Annotated in this window: 19 protein-coding genes; 13 read left to right on the top strand and 6 right to left on the bottom strand. The window is 58.6% G+C overall.

Annotation, left to right across the window (positions count from 1 at the left end; genetic code table 11):
• The first annotated feature begins 254 nt into the window (after nt 1-254).
• From FHT84_RS20370 to ugpC, 6 genes are read left to right on the top strand one after another with little or no spacing between them, the layout of a single operon-like run.
• Entirely contained in the window at nt 255-1268 is a 1014-nt protein-coding gene (locus FHT84_RS20370; protein WP_113248554.1) for a LacI family DNA-binding transcriptional regulator, read from the top strand.
• 24 nt (nt 1269-1292) lie between these two features.
• Nucleotides 1293-2612, top strand: coding sequence for an extracellular solute-binding protein (locus tag FHT84_RS20365; protein ID WP_113248553.1), 1320 nt, complete (start codon nt 1293-1295; stop codon nt 2610-2612).
• Between the two features lie 51 nt (nt 2613-2663).
• On the top strand, nt 2664-3509 hold the full coding sequence (locus FHT84_RS20360) for a sugar ABC transporter permease (RefSeq protein WP_112342902.1): 846 nt from the start codon (nt 2664-2666) through the stop codon (nt 3507-3509).
• Entirely contained in the window at nt 3506-4339 is an 834-nt protein-coding gene (locus tag FHT84_RS20355) for a carbohydrate ABC transporter permease (RefSeq protein WP_113248552.1), read from the top strand. The genes FHT84_RS20360 and FHT84_RS20355 overlap by 4 nt, the downstream gene beginning before the upstream one ends.
• Before the next feature lie 28 nt (nt 4340-4367).
• Complete coding sequence (locus tag FHT84_RS20350) at nt 4368-6476, top strand: ADP-ribosylglycohydrolase family protein (RefSeq protein ID WP_113248551.1); 2109 nt, start codon at nt 4368-4370, stop codon at nt 6474-6476.
• A complete protein-coding gene (gene ugpC, locus FHT84_RS20345) occupies nt 6476-7579 on the top strand; it encodes a sn-glycerol-3-phosphate ABC transporter ATP-binding protein UgpC (protein WP_113248550.1) in 1104 nt (367 codons plus the stop codon). Before FHT84_RS20350 ends, ugpC begins: the two co-directional genes overlap by 1 nt.
• A 492-nt stretch (nt 7580-8071) precedes the next feature.
• Here the strand turns inward: ugpC and FHT84_RS20340 are convergent, their stop codons facing one another.
• Both FHT84_RS20340 and FHT84_RS20335 read right to left on the bottom strand, forming a co-directional pair.
• Nucleotides 8072-8713: a DUF1109 domain-containing protein gene (locus FHT84_RS20340; RefSeq protein WP_112342905.1), complete on the bottom strand. Its 642-nt coding sequence runs from the start codon at nt 8711-8713 to the stop codon at nt 8072-8074.
• Nucleotides 8700-9257, bottom strand: coding sequence for a sigma-70 family RNA polymerase sigma factor (locus FHT84_RS20335; RefSeq protein ID WP_112342906.1), 558 nt, complete (start codon nt 9255-9257; stop codon nt 8700-8702). Before FHT84_RS20335 ends, FHT84_RS20340 begins: the two co-directional genes overlap by 14 nt.
• A gap of 284 nt (nt 9258-9541) precedes the next feature.
• Here FHT84_RS20335 and FHT84_RS20330 point away from each other — a divergent pair, with 284 nt between their 5' ends.
• The 4 genes from FHT84_RS20330 (at nt 9542) to FHT84_RS20315 (ending at nt 15091) form a co-directional block, all read left to right on the top strand.
• Complete coding sequence (locus tag FHT84_RS20330; protein ID WP_246698587.1) at nt 9542-10129, top strand: hypothetical protein; 588 nt, start codon at nt 9542-9544, stop codon at nt 10127-10129.
• Nucleotides 10130-10256: 127 nt separating this feature from the next.
• Nucleotides 10257-11117 carry a cytochrome b/b6 domain-containing protein gene (locus FHT84_RS20325; RefSeq protein WP_113248547.1) on the top strand — a complete coding sequence of 287 codons (861 nt, stop codon included), beginning with the start codon at nt 10257-10259 and terminating at the stop codon, nt 11115-11117.
• On the top strand, nt 11114-11890 hold the full coding sequence (locus FHT84_RS20320; RefSeq protein WP_113248546.1) for a molybdopterin-dependent oxidoreductase: 777 nt from the start codon (nt 11114-11116) through the stop codon (nt 11888-11890). Before FHT84_RS20325 ends, FHT84_RS20320 begins: the two co-directional genes overlap by 4 nt.
• 288 nt (nt 11891-12178) lie before the next feature.
• Nucleotides 12179-15091 carry a winged helix-turn-helix domain-containing protein gene (locus FHT84_RS20315; RefSeq protein ID WP_183763858.1) on the top strand — a complete coding sequence of 971 codons (2913 nt, stop codon included), beginning with the start codon at nt 12179-12181 and terminating at the stop codon, nt 15089-15091.
• Nucleotides 15092-15343: 252 nt separating this feature from the next.
• Here FHT84_RS20315 and FHT84_RS20310 read toward each other — a convergent pair whose 3' ends face one another.
• The 3 genes from FHT84_RS20310 to FHT84_RS20300 form a co-directional block, all read right to left on the bottom strand.
• The gene (locus FHT84_RS20310; RefSeq protein ID WP_162736900.1) at nt 15344-16579 is read right to left on the bottom strand and encodes an MFS transporter; all 1236 of its coding nucleotides are present in this window, start codon (nt 16577-16579) and stop codon (nt 15344-15346) included.
• 351 nt (nt 16580-16930) lie between these two features.
• Nucleotides 16931-17605 (bottom strand): type 1 glutamine amidotransferase domain-containing protein, encoded by a 675-nt coding sequence (locus FHT84_RS20305; protein WP_113248543.1) that lies wholly within the window; start codon nt 17603-17605, stop codon nt 16931-16933.
• A gap of 100 nt (nt 17606-17705) precedes the next feature.
• Nucleotides 17706-18680, bottom strand: coding sequence for an alpha/beta hydrolase (locus FHT84_RS20300; protein WP_113248542.1), 975 nt, complete (start codon nt 18678-18680; stop codon nt 17706-17708).
• Nucleotides 18681-19273: 593 nt separating this feature from the next.
• On the opposite strand from FHT84_RS20300, the gene FHT84_RS20295 reads away from it, so the two are divergent.
• The 3 genes from FHT84_RS20295 to FHT84_RS20285 all read left to right on the top strand — a co-directional run bounded on the left by FHT84_RS20295 (nt 19274) and on the right by FHT84_RS20285 (nt 22653).
• On the top strand, nt 19274-20740 hold the full coding sequence (locus FHT84_RS20295) for a mechanosensitive ion channel family protein (RefSeq protein WP_113248541.1): 1467 nt from the start codon (nt 19274-19276) through the stop codon (nt 20738-20740).
• Nucleotides 20741-20964: 224 nt separating this feature from the next.
• Nucleotides 20965-21714, top strand: a complete 750-nt coding sequence (locus FHT84_RS20290) for an alpha/beta hydrolase (protein WP_113248540.1) — start codon at nt 20965-20967, stop codon at nt 21712-21714.
• Nucleotides 21715-21738: 24 nt separating this feature from the next.
• Nucleotides 21739-22653 carry an alpha/beta hydrolase gene (locus FHT84_RS20285; RefSeq protein ID WP_183763855.1) on the top strand — a complete coding sequence of 305 codons (915 nt, stop codon included), beginning with the start codon at nt 21739-21741 and terminating at the stop codon, nt 22651-22653.
• Nucleotides 22654-23176: 523 nt separating this feature from the next.
• Here the strand turns inward: FHT84_RS20285 and FHT84_RS20280 are convergent.
• Nucleotides 23177-23731 carry a DNA starvation/stationary phase protection protein gene (locus tag FHT84_RS20280; protein WP_183763852.1) on the bottom strand — a complete coding sequence of 185 codons (555 nt, stop codon included), beginning with the start codon at nt 23729-23731 and terminating at the stop codon, nt 23177-23179.
• Nucleotides 23732-23893: the final 162 nt, after the last annotated feature.

The following is a 23893-nucleotide window of genomic DNA, read 5'->3' as shown; positions in this document are numbered from 1 at the left end:
TGATCGAGGAAATCGCGTTAGCTTTGGCCGACGCTTCGGAGGACTATGTTATCTTTCTCGCCAACGAGAAAGCCTCCACCCACTAAAGTAAAGCCAATTCCAGTGTAGAGGCGCATGCGAAATCGCAGCCTGAAGTTGTGACGATGAGAGGCCTGCACCTTGGAGGCCGTTCTTGGCGTACGTGGCACGCTTGACACATTGAGAACGTCGTTTTATTGATACGTATCACTAATACGTATAAATGAACACAAGCGATGACAACTGGGCGGGCGACGCAAAAAGATGTGGCGAGGGCTGCGGGGGTCTCGCAGGCTACGGTTTCCATGGTGCTGAGCGGCGGCGGAGCATCCATTCCCGCGGAGACATGGGAGCGCATCACCAAGGCGGCAAAGGACCTTGGCTACGTACCAAACCGTTTTGCGCAAGCGCTCAAGACGAGCCGCACGATGACCATTGCCTGCATCGTGCCCGACATCACCAATCCGTTCTATCCGTCTTTGATCCGCGGCATTCAATCGGTCGCTGACGGTCAGAACTACGATGTGATCACGGTAAACACGGACGGGACGCCCGAGCGCGAACGTCATTTTCTCGATTGGGCCCGACAGGGTCGTGTCGATGGCGTAATCGGCGTCTTCTTCACGCTGAAGGCCAAGGATTTCAATTCCTTGGTCGAGGCCGGCGTTCCCATAGTGAGAATTGAATCATCCAAGAAGCGCGGTGGCGAAATCCCGATCGACGACATCTATGTCGACAGTAGGGCGGCGGCGCAGACGGTGACGGAATATCTGCTGGGCCTCGGTCATAAGCGCATCGCGCTGGTCGCCGGTCGCGGCGGTCCACAGGCCCACCGTATCGAGGGCTATCGTAAGGCACTCGCAGAGTTCGGCCATCCCGACCATGTTGTTACCGATGATGAATTTTCCGAGATGGGCGGCGTCCGAGCGGCTGAGAGCATCCTCGGCGGCGACTTCAGACCGACCGCCATCTTCGCCGCAAACGACCTGATGGCGATCGGGGTGATGCAGTCGCTGCGCGAGCGCGGCATCCGCATTCCCGAGGATATCGCCGTCGTCGGTTTCGACGATATTTCCGCCGCCAAGCTCGTCACCCCGACGCTGACGACGGTCGCGCAGTTTCAATGGAAAATGGGAGAACGTGCCGCGCAGATGCTGATGGAACGCCTGCGCGGAGAGAAGACCGGTGCTGGAACCGCCGTTGAAATGCCCTTCGATCTCATCGTCAGGGGTTCGACTAGCAACGAATAAAACCAAATCGGGAGGAGAAAACCGATGCACAGACGTACAGTTTTGAAAGCCGGCTTCGGCCTGGCTGCCCTGCCGCTTATGTCCCGCTTCACCTTCGCGGCGGATCAGAAGCCTGTATCCTTCTGGTACGAATCCGCTTCGCCGGAGAACCAGGATAACCTCAAGAACATTCTGATCGATCCGTTCAATGCGGCACATCCCGAAGACCTCCTGAGCATCGACTTCCGCGGCTCGGATCTCGACAAGCAGCTGCGCGTCGCGATGCTGGCCGGCACCGGCCCCGATGTCGTCTTCACGGCCGGCCCGAGTTATGTCGCGGCAATGGCACAGGCCGGTCAACTCATGCCGCTTGACGACTACGCCAAGAAATACGGATGGGACGAGCGTCTGCTGCCGCTCTTCCTCGATCTCGGCCGCTACAACGGCAAGCTCTACGCGCTCGCGAAGACATATGAAACACTCGGCCTCTTCTACAACAGGACCTTGTTCGAACAGAACAAATGGAAGGTGCCAACGACGATATCTGATTTCGAGGCGCTTGCCGACGAGATGAAGGCCAAGGGCCTGACTCCATTCGGTGCCGGCAATGCCGACTGGCGCCCGGCCAACGAGCATTATGTCTCGATCGCCATCAATTCGATTGCCGGACCCGAGAATGTCTACAAAGCGCTGACGGGCGCCATTCCGTGGACCGATCCCGCCTTTGTCCACTCGATCGACAAGCTCGCGGAGTGGTGGGACAGGGGATATTTTGGCGAAAACTACTTCTCGCTGACCCTGGAACAGGCCTTCGCGCAGATCGCCAGCGGCCAGGCCGGAATGGCACCGACGGGCACGTGGAATTTCACCAACGTCCAGACCTACTTTCCGCAGAACAACGCGGAGCCCGGCTTCGTCGGCTTCCCGAGCGAGAAGGGCGATCCGATCTTCGCACTTGGCATCGGCTCGACGCTGTCAATCAACGCCAAGTCAGGCAATGCCGATGGCGCCGCTGCCGTTCTCGATTACATGTTCACCGACGACTACTACAGCAAGATGAACTCGGTCTGGCAGGGCGAATGGAACCTGCCGCTGGCCGATCTCTCCAAGGTCAAGCTCTCCGATAAAGTCCTGCCTCTTTACGAGGACGCCATGAAGCAGCTGGCAGGCGCAGTCGCCGCCGGCAAATACGGTTACACGACCTGGACCTTCCTGCCGCCGGCCACAGACACATACCTGGTCAGCGGCATGGAAGAGGTCTGGCTCAAGAAAACGAAGTCGACCGACTTCCTGAAGAAACTTGACGAGACCTTCAAGCAGGAACGCGACGCCGGCAAGGCGCCGGCGGTCCCACCCCGCACCTGACAAGCCGCGGCAGGACGGCGTTGAAAGCGCCGTCCTCGTCCGGAGGATATTATGCACCGACTTTATCTCGTTCCGACGATGATCATTAATATCATCATCGTCCTCGTCCCTGCTTTGCTGACGGTGGCACTCGCCTTCTGCAATTGGGACGGCATTTCCCCGCCCACCTTTGCGGGCCTCGACAATTTCCGCGCGCTTGCCGGTGACCGCGTCTTCTGGCTGGCGCTCGGCAACAACATCATCTGGACCATCGTCTTCCTGACGGTGCCAATCCTCATGGGGCTGCTTGCCGCCTCGATGCTGCTGATCGTGCGCCGCGGCAGCAATTTCTTTCAGGTCGTCTATTTCTTGCCCGTCGTCATCGCGACCGCGATCACGGCCCGCATCTGGCAGGGTATGATCTATAGCCCCGTGACCGGTGTCTTCGGCCTCCTCAAAAAATACGGGCTGCCGATCCCCAATCCGCTGACCCAACCGCCGATCGCGCTGTTCGGCGTCGCGACCGTTGACCTCTGGCACTGGTGGGGCTTTCTCTGCGTCATTTTCTTCGCCGCACTCCGCCAGGTGCCGCAGGAACAGATCGAGGCGGCCCGCATCGAGGGCGCGACCTATGTCCAGATGATGCGCTATGTGCTGCTTCCCGGCATCCGGCCGACGATCACGCTGATGATGATCATGACCGTCATCTGGTCGTTCCTCGCCTTCGATTTCGTCTACATCCTCACCCAGGGCGGCCCAGCCTTCTCCAGCGAACTGCTTTCGACACTCGCCTATCGCAAGGCCTTTTATGATCTGAACGTCGGACAAGCGGCCGCCGCAGCCCTCGTCATCAGCCTGTTCGGGCTGATCGGCACCTTCTTTTACGTGCGCATCCAAACCAGGGAGGGCGAACAATGAGGCTCGTGGAAAGCCGCCTGACCCTCTGGATCTGCTACATCCTTCTCGGCATATTCGCCTTCATCGCCCTCTTCCCGATCGCGCTTCTGGTGCTGAACTCGCTGAAGCCGGCGGCTCAGATCGTGCAGAATCCGCTCGGCCTGCCACAAACGATCCGTTGGCAGAATTTTGCCAATGCCTGGAACCACGCGAAATTCTCAAAGACTTTCGTCAATTCGCTGATCGTCTCCGGCACGACGATCGCGCTCGTCTGCACGACATCGTCGCTGACGGCCTATGTCATCGCGCGCCGCAAGATCAAAAGCTGGAAGATCTTCACCTTCTATCTGCTGGCGACCACGACCGCACCGATCCAGCTCTATATCTTCCCGCTCTATTTCGGCTTCGCCAAGCTCGGGCTGATCAACAACATCTTCGGCGTGGCACTGATCTACACCGCGCTCTACAGCCCCTTTGCCGTGATGCTGCTCAGAACCTATTTTCTGGCGGTTCCAAAGGAGCTTGAGGAAGCAGCGATCGTCGACGGCGCTACGCATTGGCAGGTCTTCTGGCGGGTGATGCTGCCGATCGTCTCGCCGGGCATCCTCACCGTGGCGCTGATTATCGGATTGAACTCCTGGAACGAGTTCCTGATCGCCACGACCTTCCTGCAAAAGCAGGAGAACATGACCGCCGTCATCGCCTTCTTCCTGCTGTCCGGCCAGTACAGCTCCGATTGGGGGGAGATCATGGCCGCAGCGCTCATCATCGTCGTGCCTGTCGTCGCGCTTTTCGTCTTCATGCAGAAGCGCTTCATCGAGGGCATGGCTGGCGGCTCCGTCAAAGGCTGAACGAATTTATCGATAAATGGAGTAAGCAATGCAGCTTCCGAACGACTATCTCGAACGTGTCTATGCTGGTGTCCTGGGCAAGCTCATCGGCGTCTATCTCGGCCGCCCCTTCGAGGGATGGACCTACGAGAAGATCATGGAAGAACTCGGCCCTATCGAATATTACGTGCATGAACGCCTGAACCAGCCGCTCGTCGTCACCGACGACGATGTCGCCGGCACCTTCACCTTCATCCGCGCGCTGGAAGATTACGGCATCAAGCCGAACCTCTCCGCCGAAGAAATCGGCAAGGCCTGGCTCAATTACATCGTCGAGGAACGCACGATCCTCTGGTGGGGCGGCAACGGCAACTCCACCGAACACACCGCCTGGCTTAATCTCAAGAAGGGCGTGCCGGCCCCGCAGTCCGGTTCGATCACCACCAATGGCCAGGGCGTTGCCGAGCAGATCGGCGCCCAGATCTTCATCGATGGATGGGCGATGGTCGCCCCCGGTCAGCCGGAACTCGCGGCCAAGCTTGCAGAACAGGCCGGCAAGGTCAGCCATGATGGCGAATCCGTTTATGCCGCCATGCTCTGGGCAGCGATGGAAGCCGAGGCTTTCGTCACCTCCGACATCGACCATCTGATCGATACCGGGCTCAAGCAGATCCCAAGCGACAGCCAGATCGCCCGGCTGATTGCCGACATCAGGGCCTGGCACAAGGCGCATCCCGATTGGCGCGACACACGCCAGAAGATCCAGGACAATTACGGCTACGACAAATATCCCGGCAACTGCCATATCATGCCCAACCACGCGTTGATGATCATGACGGTGCTCTATGCGCCGCATGATTTCCAGAAGGCGCAGATGATCATCAATACATCGGGCTGGGATACCGATTGCAACGCCGGCAACGTCGGCTGCCTGCTCGGCATCATGAACGGCCTTGATGGACTTGCCGAAGGCCCCGACTTTCGCGGCCCCATCGCCGACCGCATGCTGATCTCCTCAGCTGACGGCGGCAATTCTATCAACGATGCGGTGCGTCAGGCCTATTTCCTGACCAATCTCGGTCTCCAGCTTGCCGGGCAACTGTCGCTCGAGGCCCCGAAGAGCGGTGCGCAGTTTCACTTCTCACTTCCCGGCAGCCAGCAGGGCTTCCGCCCTCTGACAGGTCTCGGCGCGGCAAGCAGCGTGCGTGTCGGCAATACTGAATTCGAAAGCGGCCGCGCGCTGACGATCGACTACGAAGCCCTCGGACCGGCGCAAAGCGCCGTCGTGACGACGCCGACATTCTCGCCACGCGAAATGCTCGACATGCGCACCTACGACCTAATGGCGACACCACTCGTCTATCCGGGCCAGACGGTGAAGGCCCGCGTCAAGGCCGACGGCCAGAACCGCGGCATAATCGAAGCGCGTTTACGCATCCGGGTCTATGATGGACGCGATCAGTTGAGCGACATCGACTCGGCGCTGGTTGTCATAGAGCCCGGCTCGGAAGCCATTCTCGAATGGACCCTTCCTGAGACCGACGGCCAGCCGATCGCCGAGATCGGCATCGCCGTAACCGGCACCGGCAGGCGCGCCGATGGCCGCGTGTTCGTGGATTATCTCCGCTGGGACGGCGCGCCCAAACTGACATTGAAGCGCCCGGCTGGCGATGGCGATTTCTGGCGCATGGCCTGGGTGAACGGCGCAAGCTTCTTCTCCAAGCGCTTCCCGGCCGCCTTCCGCATCGCGCAGAACCGAGGCGAAGGCATCATCATTCATGGCACGCGCCAATGGACCGATTACCAGGCCTCAGGCCAGGTTATGATCCATCTCGGCAATTACGGCGGCCTTGCCATCCGCGCTCAGGGCCTGCGCCGATACTACGGCGCGCGCGTGACGCGCGACGGCAAGATGCAGATCGTCAAGGTGCGTGACGAGGAAACCAAGGTTCTTGCCGAAACCGCCTTCAAGACCGAGTTCGACAAGCATATCGCCATGAAGATCTCGGCGCAGGGTGCGCGCATCACCTTCGAGGCCGACGGTGTTTCGGTGACGGCGGAAGATACCGCCGCCGATGCCTTCCGTGACGGCGGCGTCGGCCTTCTCATCCATGAAGGCGCCTTGTCGTCGAACGAGATCCGGATAGGAGGAGTATGATGGCAACGGTCACCATCGATAAGGCACGCAAGGCTTATGGCGCCGTGGAGGTTCTCCACGGCGTCTCGGCCGACATTGCCGACGGCGAATTCGTCGTCCTTGTGGGCCCGTCTGGCTGCGGCAAGTCAACCCTGCTCAGGATGATCGCCGGCCTTGAAGATATTACCGGCGGCACAATCGGCATCGGCGGACGCGTCGTGAACAACCTGCCGCCCAAGGAACGCGACATATCCATGGTCTTCCAGAACTATGCGCTCTACCCGCATATGACGGTCGCCGAAAACATGGCCTTCTCGCTGACACTTGCCGGAGCCGCGAAGGAAGAAAAGCAAAAGCGCGTGGCACATGCCGCGCAGATTCTCGGCCTCACCGATCTCCTCGGGCGCTATCCCCGCCAGCTCTCCGGCGGCCAGCGCCAGCGCGTCGCCATGGGCCGTTCGATCGTCCGCAATCCGCAAGTCTTCCTGTTTGACGAACCTCTGTCCAATCTGGACGCGAAGCTTCGCGTCGCCATGCGTGCCGAGATCAAGAGCCTGCACCGGCGCCTGGCAACGACGACCGTTTACGTCACCCACGACCAAGTTGAAGCCATGACCATGGCCGACCGCATCGTCGTCATGAACGGCGGCCATATCGAGCAGATCGGCAAGCCGCTCGAGCTTTACGACAATCCGCAAAGCACCTTCGTTGCCGCGTTCATCGGCTCGCCGGCCATGAACCTCCTGAATGGACGCTTCGACACTGGTGGCGGAAAGCCTGTCTTCAAGACCAATGAAGGCGTCCTGTTGCCCCTGCCCAACAACGCTCCCAGGGTTTCCGGTGTGGAAGGCGTCTACGGCATCCGACCGGAATATTTCACCCTCTCGCCTGCAAATATCGGCATTCCCGCGCGCGTGGTAGTCGTCGAGCCGCTCGGTTCCGAAACGCATATAACGGCGACCCTGGGCGGGCAGACAATCGTCATCGTCTTCCATGACCGGCTCGATATCGAACTGGAAGAGACGATCTGGCTGCAGCCCCGAACGGAACGGATCTGCCTGTTCGATGCCGGCGGACGCCGGCTGACCGACAAGGCCGTCGAGCGGGATCTGCAACATTCGTGACGCCAAAGCGCCGCCGTAAGGCGGCACTTCAACCCGCGCCATGTCGAATTGGCGGGATACCTGTTCGATCAGTTGATCGGGCCCACGACACAGGTCCTGACAGCCGATATCGGCAAGGCCGACATCGAGTGTTGCCGAATCGATCGACTGGCGCACCTTCAGCAACATATTGCCCAGGTCAGCCGCCTGATCGCAGGCGCCAGTATCGTGGCGAATATCTCAGGCTTCTCGCGGGCGCGGACAGAAAACATGGCACCATAAATGCATGCTATAAAAAACTCAGCTTCAACGGAGGCGTATCTGTCAGAATAAGTAACCCCTCCGCGGCCCCTCTCAAAAACCGATGTTAGCCATGTTGAAAGGTATCGGAAGAAAGCTGTGACTTCAACCGCCACACCTCAGCGCCTGATTGGTAGGATCAATGACTACCATTTATAAGGCGAAAATGCCCGATCGTCTCCGGCCGCTCGCCCTCTGCACGTCAAAACGAAGCTACCAGCGCAGGCTGACTTTCCCGAACAGGCTTCCGACCAGCCCGCCCAGCACGATGCCGAACGTGTACCATATCGCGATGAATGGGATACCGTTTTCGACACAGGCCCAGGAATATACCCAGCCGCCGACGCCCCCGGCACAAGCACCCGCGACAAAGCCGGCAAGTGCCGGGCGCGTGGGGGCTGCACGCCTGAGAAACCACATGTTGGCGCAGAAAGCGGGAATGCCGAAAGCCACGATCAGGAACGGGCAAAAGAACGCTGAATATCCGATGATCAAACCTGGATAGGATGAAGCTGGCGACAGCGCGAGTTGAGCGATGGCCAGAAGCGCGACAATGCTGAATGCCACGACCGGAACCCGAACCATACTTCCAATCGAACCCTCTGGGCGCGCAACCCGTTCAAGAGCCACGATCGTCGCGCTCATTAGTACGGCTGTATATAAAAACTTCACCAAAAACGCCGCCACCGTCACGTGGTGCAGATGCGGGCGAAAGCTGAGCGATATCAGCAGTGCGATGGCCGCGCCGGTCACGCCGACAATGATTGTAAGCCCAAGCCTCACTCGCAGCGCATGATGGCGAACCGGAGTGAGATCGCGTACCAGAACCTCGATGAATTCATCATTTTTCGTCATTGGCAAAACCCAGCGTGCGTCCAATCGCGCGCATCCCTCGATGAATGCTGACGCGAACCATTGCTTCCGACTGGCCGCTCTCGCTCGCGGCTTCAGCAGTGGTTTTTCCTGCAATCTTTACCTGCCGCAGAAGCTCCCTCTGTTTGGCAGGCAATTGGTCGAGAAGACGGTCGATATCGAGGTGAGCAAAGAGTGTCTCCTCTCGAAATTCAGCCGCGATCTCATCTCCCAAAGCAATTTCCACGCCTCTTTTGCTGCCATTTACCCTGAAGTGGTCGATCAGCTTGTATTTCGCGATTTGGAAAAACCACGCGGTGAACGGCCGTTCCCGATCATAGGTAATGCGCCGGCTATGCACCGCCAAAAGCACCTCCTGAACTAGATCCTCGGCGTCACGGTCTGCATTCGATCCAAGCCTCCTTCGATAAAATGCCAAAAGCAGATCTCGCAAAATGACGAGCAAACGCCTGTACGCAGCCTCATCGCCGTCAAGCGAGAGAAGCATCAAGCCTTTCAGGACCTGTTCCGATACCGATTTCGTCATTCGCGTGCAGTCATTCGTTGATCGGCGTTATTTGTTACATCCTGAACCGGATTTTTTGTCGCCCTTCTTGCGATCACAACGACGTGATCGCTGTAACGCATTCGCACAAGCGCCGAATGAGGGGGCGGAATTGAGGGACAATCGGTTGTCGCTGGCAAGATGCCATCGCCGCCGTGCCTCATTTCCAGAACGATCGCCCTACCCGCTCGAGATAGCCGGATGGGTATCATATCGAAAAGATGAAAGATATGGAGAGCAGAATGTCGCTCACGAAGTTGAAGATCATGGGTATGGTGCTGGCGCTTGGTGCCGTGACCACACTATCCGCACAGGCTGCCGACAAGGCACGCGTTCGCGGCGTCGTGGAAAGCCTCAGCGGCGATACGCTGATGGTCAAATCGCGCGAAGGCAAGGACGTGACGATCAAGCTGAAATCCGGCTGGGCCATCAACGGCATCGTCAACGCCTCCGTGACAGACATCAAGCCTGGGGATTTCGTCGGCATCGCGTCCGTTCCGACCGACAGCGGCATCAACGGGGCGCTCGAAGTCTTGATCTTCCCCGCCGCGATGAAAGGCACCGGCGAAGGCGATTACGGCTGGGATCTGAAGCCGAAGAGCTCGATGACCAATGCGACGGTTGCCAGCGCCGTCACCTCGGTCAATGGTCCCACCCTGTCGCTCACCTACAAAGGCGGCGAGAAGAAGATCTCGATCCCTCCAGGCACGCCGGTCGTCACCTTCGGCAAGGCGACGAAGGACGACATCAAGCCCGGCGCAGGAGTCATCATCAACGGCACGACCGATGGAGACAATACGGTTGAATCCGACCGTGTCGTGGTCGGCATAAACGGCGTCATCCCGCCAATGTGACGCATCGATGCCGACATCACGGGGCTGCCCGGTTGCCAATCGCATCCGGGCAGCTCAATGAGCGCGATAGCGTCGCAGCATATGATTTCGTACACCGCCGTCCGGCGGCACGTCAGGAGAATTGTCCATGACAAGCATCGAGCAGATCGGCACAGCGCCGCCACCGCCCCCAGCCAAGATCTTCATTCGCCGTCATTCGGCTCTTACGCGGATAACGCACTGGATCAATGTGCTGTGTCTGACCTTGCTGCTGATGAGTGGCATGCAGATCTTCAATGCAGATCCACAATTGCATTGGGGAAATTACGGCGCGGTTGAAGATCCGTCATGGTTCGAAATCGCCAGCAATCAGGATGGCGACAACATCACGGGAATAGTGCGTATCGGCCGTCTCTCGATCACCACAACCGGCATACTCGGTGCTTCCACGGCCGACGGCGAAATCATGCCGCGCGCATTCCCGGCCTGGGCGACGATACCCAGCTACCAGGATCTTGCAGCTGGCCGACGCTGGCATTTCTTCTTCGCCTGGCTGTTTGTCATCAATGGGCTCGTTTACATAGCCTATGGCCTGATCGGCGGTCATTTCCGCCGCGATCTCGCACCGACGGCTCGAGATATCGCGCCCAGAAATATATGGCATGAAATCAAGGACCACGCCCGGCTGCGCTTCCCGCAGGGCGAAAAGGCGCGGCGCTACAATGCGTTGCAGAAGTTGACCTATCTCATCGTAATTTTCGTCCTGCTGCCGCTGATGATCGGTTCGGGATTGACCATGTCACCCGCGATAGACGCCGGTTACCCCTTCCTGTTCGATATTTTTGGTGGTCGCCAATCGGCCCGCTCCATTCATTTCATCACCGCCTGGAGCCTGGTGGCCTTCGTCGTCGTGCATATCGCGATGGTCATTCTCTCCGGCCTTTGGAACAACATGCGTTCGATGGTGACCGGCCGCTACGCGATCATCAACGAGGAGACCGACCGATGAGCTCCATCTTCACCCGCCGCCGTTTTCTCATCGGCTCGGCCGCCAGCCTGGGCGCCGTAGGCCTGACCGGCTGCGATGACATTTCTCAGAGCCAGCACGTCCAGAAGGTACTCGCTCTGGCTGAGCGGCTGACCATGGGCACACAGCGGCTCATCGTCTCTCCGCAAACGCTTGCCCGAGAATATACCGACGCGGACATTTCACCGAGCTTTCATCCGAATGGATCAACTCAGCCCAACAGCGCTGAATATATCCAGATGGTCGAAACCCAATTTGCCGAGTGGCGGCTCAAGATCGACGGCATGGTCAATAGGCCGATGGAATTTTCGTTGGCCGATCTGAAGAAGCTGCCTTCTCGCACCCAGATCACCCGCCACGACTGTGTCGAAGGCTGGAGCGCCATCGGTAAATGGCAGGGCGTTCCTCTCGGGTTAATCCTGCAGACTGCCGGATTGAAGCCCGGTGCTCGCTACGCCGTCTTCTATTGCGCAGATGAACTGGAACAAACACTCGATGGCAGCGGCCGCTACTACGAGAGTATTGACCTGATCGACGCCTTTCATCCGCAGTCGATCCTCGCCTATTCGCTTAACGGGAAGGATCTGGAAGTCGAACACGGCGCCCCCTTGCGCCTGCGAGTCGAGCGTCATCTTGGCTACAAACATGCCAAATACGTCATGCGCATCGAAATACGTGATCGGTTTGATGACCTCTGGGGTGGTAACGGCGGGTTCTGGGAGGATCGTGGCTACGAATGGTATGCCGGCATCTGAGATGTCGTGCCAGACGTCACTGATTGGCCGCAGCGACCATAGACGAGATCAGTGGCATAGGCGTAAGGTGCGGTTTTGATACCGCGTCTCCTTCCCATTGCAAGAAACCTTTTCCGTCATGAAGGCTCGACATGCGTGGCAAACACACGCATAGGTGACGTTTGCGCAAAATGCAGCTAGATTCGCTCATACGTGCCAAGCTTTAGATTTGAGCCTTGGATACGCTCGGCCGAATGAAGTTCGGCGCAAATCAGAACAGCACGTTCATGGCGGAGTCATTTGAGGTGCATGGAACCGGACGGCAAAACATATTGCTTTGGTGATTATCGGTTCATTCCGGACCGGCAACTGCTGATGCTTGGGGACAAGCCGGTACGCGTGGGAAGCCGAGCTCTCGATTTGCTCCACAAGCTCATCAGTCACTCGGGGGAGGTCGTCGGCAAGAACGAGCTTATGAGCTTCGCTTGGCCGGACATCTTTGTTCATGAGAGCAACCTGAAAGTCAACATCGCCGCGCTGCGCCGTGCCCTATCAAGGGACGCTTCAGGCCTGTCGTACATCGCCACCGTGACGGGGCGCGGCTACCGCTTCGTTGCGCCCGTGCGCACCTACGGTGGAGACCGGAGGCAACACTCCTTCGATCCGGTGAAGGCTTCCACCCGTGAATTGCCTCGCCTGCCGCATCTCGTCGGTCGCGACGACATCGTTGCGGAGCTCGGTGCGAGGCTTCCGAAAAGACGCCTGTTAACGGTTGTCGGACAGGCGGGGGTTGGAAAGACGACTGTTGCCGTCGCCGTGGCAAAAAGCCTCCTGGACCACTATCGGGAGGGTGTTTGTTTCGTGGATCTTGCCGTCATCGGCGATCCTCAGCTTGTCGACGCGACGATAGCGGCCGCGCTCGGAATCGGCGGCAAATGGTCAAATACGCTTGCCGGAATCGTCGAGGCATTGCGGGGGCACGAAATGCTGCTCGTGCTCGACAACTGCGAGCATGTTCTCAGCACCGCTTCGGCGATCGCGGAACACCTTACGCTTGCGCTTCCCGGTCTTCATATTATCGCCACGAGCCGCGAGCCGCTTCGATCGCGGTCGGAGAGCGTCTATCGCTTGTCTCCGCTGGCATATCCAGATGAGCGCAGCGGAAAAGACCGGACCGCGGCCCTAACCTTCCCCGCCGTGCAGCTCTTTGTTCAACGCGCAAACGAGGCCTACGGGTACCAACTTGATGACGCCAGCGCACCTGTGGTGGCGGCCATCTGCCGACGTCTTGACGGAATTGCGCTTGCAATCGAACTTGCCGCGTCGCAGCTTCCGGTTTTGAAACCGACAACGCTGCTCATTCTTCTCGAACACAGTTTCGAGCCACTTGTCGCCAGTTCCGCCGGTACTCCGCCACGGCACCAGACCTTGCTCGCGACCTTGGACTGGAGCTATCAGCTTCTATCCAAGGACGAAGCCCAGCTTCTGCGTCTTCTGTCGGTTTTCTCGGCAAGCTTTTCTTTCTCCGATGTCATCGGAGTCGCGGGTGACCTCGGCCGAAGCATAGAGGACATCGTGATTTGCACGGAAAGCCTCGCGGCCAAATCGCTCTTGTCGGCCGCGCACGACGCCGAGGGGCTACGCTATCGCCTGCTCGATAGCACCCGGAGTTTCGCCGCCGAGCGGCTGGACAGGAGTGGAGAAGCTGCCCACGTCCGATCGAGCCACGCGCGGTATCTTCTCCGACTGTTCGAGCAAGCCGAGGCGGAGTGGCTTTGGAGACCGAGGAGCGATTGGACCGCTCGCTACGCACAGCGAACGAACGATTTGCGCGAGGCGATCAACTGGGCTCTCGGCGACGGCGCACAACCAGAGGTCGGCGTTCGCCTCACCGCAGCCGCAATCCCGCTATGGGACGAATTGTCAACCGTCGCCGAAAGCCGGCGACGTGTCGAGCGGGCGCTGCAATGTGCGGATGCCCTGTCGCGCTGCGACGCCGCCGTCAACATGAAGCTCATCGCGTCTTATGCTTCAGGCCTCAATTTCTCGGATCATTTCGGTCCCGAAGCCGACGCGGCGTGGATGGAGGCCAACAGGCTGGCGCGGGAGATCGGGAATGTCGACTATCAGCTTCGCACCTTGTGGGGTTACGGCATATTGCAAACTTTCACCGGGCGGCATCGGCAGGCGATCGCGACGCTTGAAGAGTTCGCCCAACTCGCCGGCCGAGAGGATGAACGGCTGGCTGTCGCGGAGGGAGAACGGGTCAGGTTGACGGCCCTCTTCTATTGCGGCGATGTCCGGCGTGCGCATAATGACCTGAAGCGGCTTGCACGCGATCACGCGACCACCGCGAAGCGCTCCGGCGTCGCCCGCTTCCAGATGGACCGGTTCGTGTCGATCCGCGTGGCCCTGGCGATGACGGCCTGGGTAGCGGGAGATCGCAGCGAGGCGACGGCGGCACTAAAGGATGCTCTCGACCACAGTCTCGCGCTCGACCATGTGGTCTCTCATTCCAACGCTCTGGCGCAGGCGGCCCTACCGATCGCCCTGTGGTCAGGGGAGACGAGGATCGCGCGCCTACATGTCGAGGCGCTTGCACGCAATCTTGCTCTACGTGAGATCGCGATCTGGAACCCAGTCTGTCGCTTCTACGATGGCGCCGTTGCGAGCATGGACGGCGACCCCGAAGGGGTTGACGCCATGCACCTCGCCATCGAGCAGCTCATCACCAACAACTTCCTCGTTCGGGTGCCGTTCTATCTCACCACCCTCGCCGAAGCCGCGTTGCGCGGCGGACGCATCGCGCTTGCCCGTGACAGCCTGCGCGCAGCCTTCGACCGCGCCGACCGGCAAGGCGAGCACTGGTCCCGGCCGGAACTGCTGCGCGTGCGCGGAATGCTGCAGCGACTGGATGGCGATTTGTCCGGCGCCTCTGACACCCTGCTGCTCGCCGCAGACACGGCAAGGGAAAGCGGTGCGCTCTTCTTCCGGCTTCGGGCGTCGACGGCGCTAGCGGAGCTATGGGCGGAAGCCGATCGGCATGCGGCGGCGGCCGAGTTGCTGTCGCCCGTCTGCGCCCAGTTCGATGACGTGTTGCCCTGCGTGAGCGTGATGAAGGCGCGTCAACTTCTCGAAGCCTGCCGGCAAAACCCTCGGGGCACCAGAGCGTCGGACATTCAGATTGAACCGTTTGGGATTCCTGTCGATGGCATTTCGTGATCCGCTTCGTTCGGCGGTGATTTGCGATGACCAAAGCCTATTCACTTGATCCTGCGGGAGCGCATTGCCCGCTTTATTGACAATGGTCAGTCACGACATGCGGCGGCTACCCATTTTAGCGCTGCATTGGATCGCGGACCGAAGTCGGCCATCTGAGCAACTTCGCAGACGATATCGTGGCGACAGCGGGTCGGCTGGTTGACAACCTAAAAACGGAACTGAGCCACAACGATCGGGATCGGCCCGGCGGCGCTACGCGAATCTCTGGATTTTCCTGATAGGATAAGGCCCCAGAAAGAGAACCGTTGTTGCGCCACCGATAAGCAGCAGCGCACAGGCTTTCAGGATACCTGTATAGGTGCCCGTACGGTCGAATACGTAGCCAAACAGGCTTGGCCCCACGAAGGCGCCCACCACGAATATTCCGTATAGTATTGCGTAGATGGTGGCGTAGCTGCGCATCCCGAGATAGCGGGAAACCAGATAAGCCATTAGGTCGAATTCCACTCCTGAAACGAGGCCGAGCAATAAAACGGCGATGCAAGCCATGAAGAAGTTTGCATCGTCCAGCGAAAGGATAAAGCAGGCGACCGCGCCGAGCGCCAATATGACCGTGCCGACCGCAGGCGCCCAGAATCTGTCGACCAGAACGCCGCCAAGAAGCCGACCGGCTACGGCCGCTATTCCGACAAGCGAGGCGAGCGGGACGATCTCACCTGGCGACAGGCGCAACGAACGAAGTATGTTTTCGATATTGGGAAGCGGCGCCGCGACGGCGAGCGACATCGGGATGAAAACGACGGCCAGAAGCCAGAAGGAGCGCGAGCGAAAGGCCTCGCGTACGGTCATGCCTTCCGAAGCATTCACTCGCACTGGTCCCGCATCAACATTCCTGGCGCGCAATCCGGCGAAGCCCCAAAGAACCATCGGACACGCTATGAGTATCGGCATTGCGCCGACTAGGACGATTGCGACACGCCAACCGCCGGTCTCGATCAATAATTGAGCGAGCGGCTTCACCACAAAGGCAAATAAACCGGGGCCGGACAAGGTGAGGCCAAGGGCAAGGCCCCGCCGCTCCTCAAACGCACTGTTGATCACCCGTGTGAAAACGACTGGCGTCGCCCCCAGGCCGAAGATCGCAATAGCCAGCCACGAGAGATAATATTGTCCGACCGAGCCGTTCGACGCCGCGAGCGTCATATAGCTCAAGCCCAGGCACGGCAGAGAGGCCGATGCCACCAGGCGCGCTCCGAACTTGTCGATCAGCATCGCGAAAAATGGCCCAATAATAAGAACTGAAGCGGCGAGCAGCGACAGGCCGCCAAAAATTGTTGCGAACGACCAGCCGAATTCTCTCGCGAAAATCGGCGCGAAAACGCCGATTGTGTAGAACGGAATGGCAGGCAGGCCGAAAGCCGTTCCAAGAAGGCCGGCCAAAACGATCCGCCAGCCGTTCCTAAACTCGGAAAAGTCCGTTTCTTTCACCAAAGACTTCCCTTCATCGAAACCAAGAGTTCGGCAACCATGATGCGCAACGTATCTCCGTCAGCAGCTTATGCAAGAGGTTACGGGTGCCGCTGCGAGGCAACGGTTGCCGAGCCGGCGTGAAACGGCAGTCGCCGAAGCAAGAGGTCGTGGCATCGAGCGCCTTAGCCCTTGCAACATCCCCTGTGCTGCGACCGTAAAAGACGATGCGTCCGCAGCGCTCGCTCCGACGGTAAGCGGCCCTTTGAATGAGTTTCGGCTCCACGAGAAGCCTCCACCAGGCCCCCCTACGGCGGCTCGGGAAAATCCGTGACGCCCGGGCTCGGACAGGGGCGAAAGCTAGCGTTTCGATCACCCCTGCTTTTTGAGGGCCGCAAGCAACTCCTGCGCCAGGGGGCCAGCCGAAGCCGGATTCTGGCCGGTGATGAGGCGACCATCAACGACGACATGGGGCTCCCAGTTCGCCGCAGACGAATAGACAGCTCCCTCGCCCGTCAGGGCATCCTCAAGCTCAAACGGTACATCCTCGCGGGCGTAGTCGTATTCTTCTTTTTTCGAGAAGCCCGTAACCTTTTTGCCGCGTACGAACGGTGCCCCGTCGCCAAGATCAACGCCAAGCAGCGAGCACGGTCCATGGCAGACCGCGCTGACGATCTTATTCGTCGTCCAGGCGCGCACGATCGAACTCTGGACCTGGGGATTGCGCTGAATGTCGACCATCGGCCCCAGGCCGCCTGGAATGAGGATCGCATCATAATCCGCGGCGTCCACTTCGGACAGCCGGCGACTGCGGTTCAGTCGGCGGAAAGCCTTACTCTCGCGAAACTCTTTCTGCGCGGCGTCTTTCTCGTCATAGGCGTCAAACGGAGTCCATCCGCCAGCCAGTGACGCGAACTCGACGGCGACGCCCGCCTTGTCGAGGACGTCGAACGGGTGGGCGACTTCCGCGAAGAAGAACCCAGTGGGGCGATTGTGCGGACCGATCACCGCTGCGTTAGTGACGATGAATAGGACGTGCTTTGTCATTGTCTTCTCCTTCGTTGATAGTTGAGTATGCGGGATCTTGATCGTCGGCAGACGCCATACGCGAGCTTAAAGCGACAGGACCGGCTCGTCTGGGCCTCATCTATGGTTTGGCTAATTCACGATCCAGAAAGCCGCGAATTAGCGGAACCATTTCATCCAACTTGTCTTCGAGCGCGAAGTGTCCGCTATCGAGCAAGTGGATTTCGGCTTTTGGCAGATCCCGAAGATAGGCATGCGCTCCTTCCTCGGAAAAGACTTTATCATTCTTTCCCCAGACGATTAGCGTCGGCGGCTGATAGTCGCGGAAGTATTTCTGAAATGCCGGATAGAGCGGCACGTTGGTGCGGTGGTCATAGAAGAGATCCATTTGGATATCTTTGTTACCAGGCCGGTCCAGCAGCGCTTGGTCCTGAACCCAGTTGTCTGGACTTATGCGGCTGACGTCCGACATCCCGTCGGTATATAGGAACTTGGTCGCATCGAGAGTCACCAGGCCGGACAGCGCGTCCCGGTGTGCACTTGATCCGTCTGCCCAGTAGGCCTTGATAGGGTCCCAGGCACCTCGCAGGCCCTCATCATAGGCGTTTCCATTTTGAATAATCAACGCGGTGACGCGATCGGGATGCTTCAGTGCAAGCCTGTAACCGACAGGTGCGCCGTAGTCCATCACGTACATCGCGTAACTCTTGACGCCGATACGGGACAGCAGTTCGTCGACGATGTCGGCATACGGGCCGAAGCCGTATTTGAAATCCTTGTGATCCGGAGCGTCGGATTGCCCAAAGCCGGGATAATCGGGGGCGATAACGTGGTATCGATCCGCCAGTTGGGGAATGAGATTTCGGAACATGTGCGAAGAGGTCGGGAACCCGTGAAGCAAGAGCACGACGGGGGCGTCCGCCGGTCCGGCCTCTCGGTAGAAAATGTTCAAGCCCTGGATTTTGGCTGACCGGTAGTGCACGGTGACGATGGGAACGTGCATCTCTGGGGCCTGCTGCGCGGCGGCATCCGTAGCCCGCGCAATAGGTGGCGCTGAGATGATAGCGAGCAGCAAAGCCAAGACAAAACAGCGCATGCACGTTCTTCCTTCTTACGATCGCAAAGTACTTTATTAATTGTTGGATATTGCCTGACCGCAGAACCGCGAACGAGTTAATCCTCGTAAATCCCAGGGAAACGAATATCGTTCGCGCTGGATTAAGCGTTGGTTCAGCGAGGATGCTCAGGCGCGGCAAGCGGATTGCGGCAATCACCGCAGTCCCCTAATCGACGAGTTACAGGCTCTTAGAACTGAAGTACGGCTCGCCCGATGATTTCACCCGCCCTTGAAAGCTCGAGTTGCTCATTGATCTGCTCGAGCGTCTCTTCCAGCATCGGTAAAACTCCCGCATCTTGAGGCTCAGTGACCATAAAGCGATACCGGCTGTGAGCGATGTGGCAGGCCGGGATGTGGAGGCTGCACGATACCAGCGCGGACCGAGAGCGGGTGCTAAAGGTCGTCAAATAGCGAAAAAGTTTCAACGCCGACACTTGCGAGGTGGCAGGTTTTACGAGGTTTCACACGATTTCACCTGCTTGCCACTCAAAGGTGTCGTATCGCTTTGATATCTTGCGAACAGCCGCGACGTCGGAGCACGGCAGCCATTCAAGTTCCGCCGGGAGTTATGAATGCCATCCGTACTCACGGATATCTGGATACAGTTCGGCGTGCTGTTTGCGGCCCGAGGCGCCGCACATATTGTGTTCCCTGCACCTGGGACTCGCCGCCTGATCATCGATTGCGTCTTCTTCGCTGCGTTGACCACGTTGTTGCTGTGGAACAACATTCCGCCATACTCGATCGAAGGCGTCGATCCCGGGGTTACGCTGCGTCTCGTGCGTGGTGTTCTCAAGACCGTCTGGTGGCTCGCAGGCGCAATGGTGCTGGCCAATTGCGCCCGGGTATTTCTGATACTCGAACACAAGCCCCGCGAAGGAAGACTTCTTCAGGATCTCGTTGTCGCGATTATCTATGTCAGCGCCGCGTTATGCATCATCGCCTATGTTTTCAGCCTGCCGGTCGGGACAATCATAGCGACGTCGGGAGTATTCGCCATCGTGCTTGGCCTTGCTCTTCAAAGCACGTTGAACGACGTGTTCTCCGGTATAGCTCTCAATCTCAACCGGCCCCTTTCCGTGGGTGATTGGGTTGTTCTGGACCATGATGTCCAGGGAAAAGTCGTGGAGACGAATTGGAGATCCACGCAGTTCCTCAACAAAACCGGTGATCTGGTGGTTGTCCCAAACAGCATGCTTGCGAAGAGCCGCATTACGAACCTGAGCGTTCCCGACATGTCGCACGGAGCGAGTCTAACGGTAAAAATGCAGGCAAACTCGCAACCGAGCCTCATCGAGAGCACGATGCAACAGGTCCTCCTCAGCAGTAGCGAAATCCTGAGAACACCGAGCCCATCTGTTTCGATATTAGGGCTGAGCCGGGATTGCATCGAGGTAGAGCTGTCGTTCCGCGTCCCTACTCTTCTGTCCGTCACGAAGGCGAAAAACGAGATCTTCGACTTGGTCTATCGCCATACGATGGCTGCGGGATTTGCCCTCGCTTCAGACCCTCCAGGAGAGCACCCGGAGAGCGCTGACGGTCCACCCAACATTGTGAGGCGCCTCGTAAACATGGCTCCGATTTTTGCCAATCTCTCTGATGACGAGAGGAATGCATTGGTCGCCGCGGCGGAGCGCCTGATGATGAAGCAGGGTGCGGTTATTGCGAAGAAGGGCTCGACCACGACGTCCCTGATGATCTTGGCGCGCGGAGTGGCGATCGTTGAAGACGGCAGTGAAGAAGGCAGGATCGAGTTCGCCCGTCTCGCGCCTGGTGACCTTCTCGGAGAGCGTGGCGTTCTCCTCGGTGGTAAGGAAGTCGCTGATACGAAGTGTCTCACGGACGTTATCCTCTATCAGATAAGCAAGGCGAAGATTGCCGACCTGCTTCGAGAACGCCCGACTATCGCAGAGGACCTCGCAGCCCTTCTCTCGGTGCGGACCAAGGCCGAGGAAGCGTTGCACCAAGCCGGACTTAATCACGCTTCAAAGACAGTACCTGACTTGAGGATGCGAATTCTACGACTCTTCCATCTCTAGCATTTCGCGAGCTTTTTCAGGAATTAACGCGAAATCCGAGGTGCCGTGTTCTAGCCTGGGTGCAATGGAAGCGTCCCGCACGGGAGGCTCCCAGAGTACGCGGCGGGCCAATGCGGCCAATCCCTCACTCCGCGCATCTCATTTGGACACGGATCGGGCCTACCGGAAAAGCTCGACAATCGATCAACTCTCAAGCTCGCCTACCCGGCAACAAGGAGACTGACATGATGAAGATATTGCCACTCGCCGCAGTTCTGATTTCAAATTTGGCATCGACCGCGGTGTTGGCTGCGGATGCGCCAGCCAAAACCGTCGTCCTCGTGCACGGAGCCTTCGCCGACGGCACCTCCTGGCAGAAGGTTATCCCACACCTGGAAAAGGCCGGCCTCAAGGTAATAGCCGTCCAGAACCCTCTCGACTCGCTGGACAATGATGTCAGCGCCGCCAAGCGCGCCATCAAGAACGCCGAGGGGCCGGTGGTTCTTGTCGGGCATTCCTGGGCGGGCGTCGTCATAACGGAAGCGGGGGCTGATCCCAAGGTGAAGTCTCTGGTCTATGTGGCAGCCTACGCGCCCGACAAGGGGCAGTCGTTGGAGGACATCACGTCAAAATACCCCCTGCTGGAAAGTCGTAAGGAGTACATGAAGGATGACGACGGCTTCCTGAGAATCAGCGACCAGGGAATCAAGAAGTACTTCGCCGCCGATCTCGATCCTGAATCGAAGGCTGTCGTCGCTGCAACGCAAGGCCCCTTTCACATCAGGTGCCTGAGCGCGAAGGTCACTGCAGCCGCCTGGCGTGAAAAACCGACCTTTATGGTAGTGGCAACCAAGGACCAGATCATTCCGCCGCAACTGGAAAAGGATCAGGTGAAGGCGGCCAATGCGAAGGCGATTGAGATACCTTCCAGCCATGTCGCGATGCTATCGCATCCCAAGGAGGTGTCGGATTTGATCATCGAGGCAGCAAAGTAGAATGCAATTGGAGAAGGCGCGGCAATGACATCGAGCTACCATGAAATCACCCATCGCCGGCTCGCTGTCGGTGACATGGAGATCTTCTATCGGGAAACCCACCCGAAAGATGTAGCATCGCCTTCCCCTCCCATTTTATTGCTGCACGGGTTCCCGTCAACCTCCCACCAATACAGAGCGCTCATGGAGCGAATTGGCGGAAACGTCCGAATGATCGCCCCCGATTACCCGGGGTTCGGTCAAAGCACGGCTCCCGTCAGCAAGAACGACGGAGGGACGTTCGAATACACGTTCGAAAACCTCTCACGCGCCATCGAAGCGTTCATAGATGATCTGGGTCTTACCCGCGTAATCCTCTACATCTTCGACTTTGGGGTACCCGTAGGCATGAGGATCGCTTCCAGAAGACCCGAACTCATAGCCGGCCTGATCATCCAAAACGGAAATTGCTACGACGCCGGGTTGTCGGAAGCAGCAAGGAGGCTGATGTCCGCTCGTCCAGATGACGCCGCGGTCACCGCAGAACTGGAAGGCCTCCTGACCGCCGAGGGAGTACGCTTCCAGTACTTGACCGGGGCGTCGCGACCGGAACGCATAGCGCCGGATAACTACGAACTGGACTTCCATTATATCGAGCAGGCCGGCCGTAAACAGCCGCAACTCGATTTGCTTTTCGACTACAGGAGCAACCTGCCGCTTTACCCGCAATGGCAGGAATGGCTGAGAGCCAACGTGCCGCCTGCGCTGATCGTCTGGGGTAAGAACGACCCATTCTTTACTCCCGCAGGAGCGCAGGCGTACCTAGAAGATCTCCCTCGCACCCATCTACAATTCCTCGATACCGGACACTTCGCGCTGGAGGAATGCCTCCCTCAGGTCGCGTCACTGATCGATCATTTTCTGGCCGGTTTCAACACTCGTAGCGCCCACCATACGTGAAGGTGAGCGTGCGATATCCGCGAACACAGACGCCATGCAGAAAGCTGTTGCCTTGGTATCCGACGGCAGACTGAAGTTCCAGTCGATCGCGGCATGCAAAGTCTCAGGGCGATCGGGTGCATCCGGTCCGGCGCTTCCTATGCGAAAATCGAGAAACCAATCGGGCGTAGCTAGCACTGTGGCCGGAGTCGTTTGCTCCAAGTTTGCTGCAGCCAAATCGAGAACAAGGGAGGCCGTCCGGACACGCTCGACGGAATCCGAACGGGTTCCCGGCTTGCGAGAAGCAGCTTGCACTGGCTTTTTTCAGTGCGGAACTTCGAACAAAATATGTCCGGCGTGCGGATAACTAAATCTATACCCCGGCTCAATTTTGTACGTTCTACGGTTGAGGTAACATCATCTCCGTCGCCCTCCTCCTAAGGCAATCGAAGACCAAGGCTTGGAGGTCCCCCTTCCCACCGCAGCCTAAGATCGCGGTCCAGGAGAGCCGCCCCTCTCGCCGGGGGGCGGCTCGCCTTCTAGTTTATCGACACGGATTTCGGCCGCCTTTCTCGAGGCGCTGCAGATCGAGACGCGTTGCCTCGAACAGGAACCACACTCTGCGTTCCGCCTCGTCGATCCAGTTCTCGGTGAGGCTCGTGGTCGCATGGTCGTTATACGAAGAGGTCAACTCATGTAGCTGACGTAAGATACCGGCAAGCTGCTTGTTGTCATCACGAAGCTCGGACAACATGTCCTGCGGCGTCACGAAATCCGCGTCGTTGTCGAGGATCCGCTGAAGTCGCGAGATATGACCGACGGACTTCAGTGTCGGCCCGCCAACCTTTCGTGCACGCTCTGCGATATCGTCTGTCATCGCGAAGATCTCGGCACCTTGCTCATCAAGCATCAGGTGATAATCGCGAAAATGCGGTCCGGACAAATGCCAGTGGAAGTTCTTGGTCTTGAGGTAGAGTGCGAAGACATCCGCTAGCAGAGCCGTAAGCGCTGCCGCAATATCACGTGTTGCGTCCTCCCCCAAGTCTGTGGGCGTGGAGAGCGGCAGGCTGCGGTGTTGATGCGCTACTTTTTTGTCCATGGCGTTTTCCTTTGAGAGGGAGGAGGGTCAACAGCGCCAGCGGAAGCTTACCCGCTGGAGGGTCCGCAGAGAAATTCTCGATGGTTTAAGTACACCTATTCTCGAGTACAATTGCAGGCATGAAGCAACATCGGCAAATTCGTATTTCGCGCCTCTTGTTCG

Source organism: Rhizobium sp. BK289 (genome assembly GCF_014193575.1).
Lineage (GTDB): Bacteria > Pseudomonadota > Alphaproteobacteria > Rhizobiales > Rhizobiaceae > Rhizobium > Rhizobium tropici_C.
Note: the sequence above shows the minus strand (reverse complement) of the source record. Positions and strands in the feature narration are given on the sequence as shown.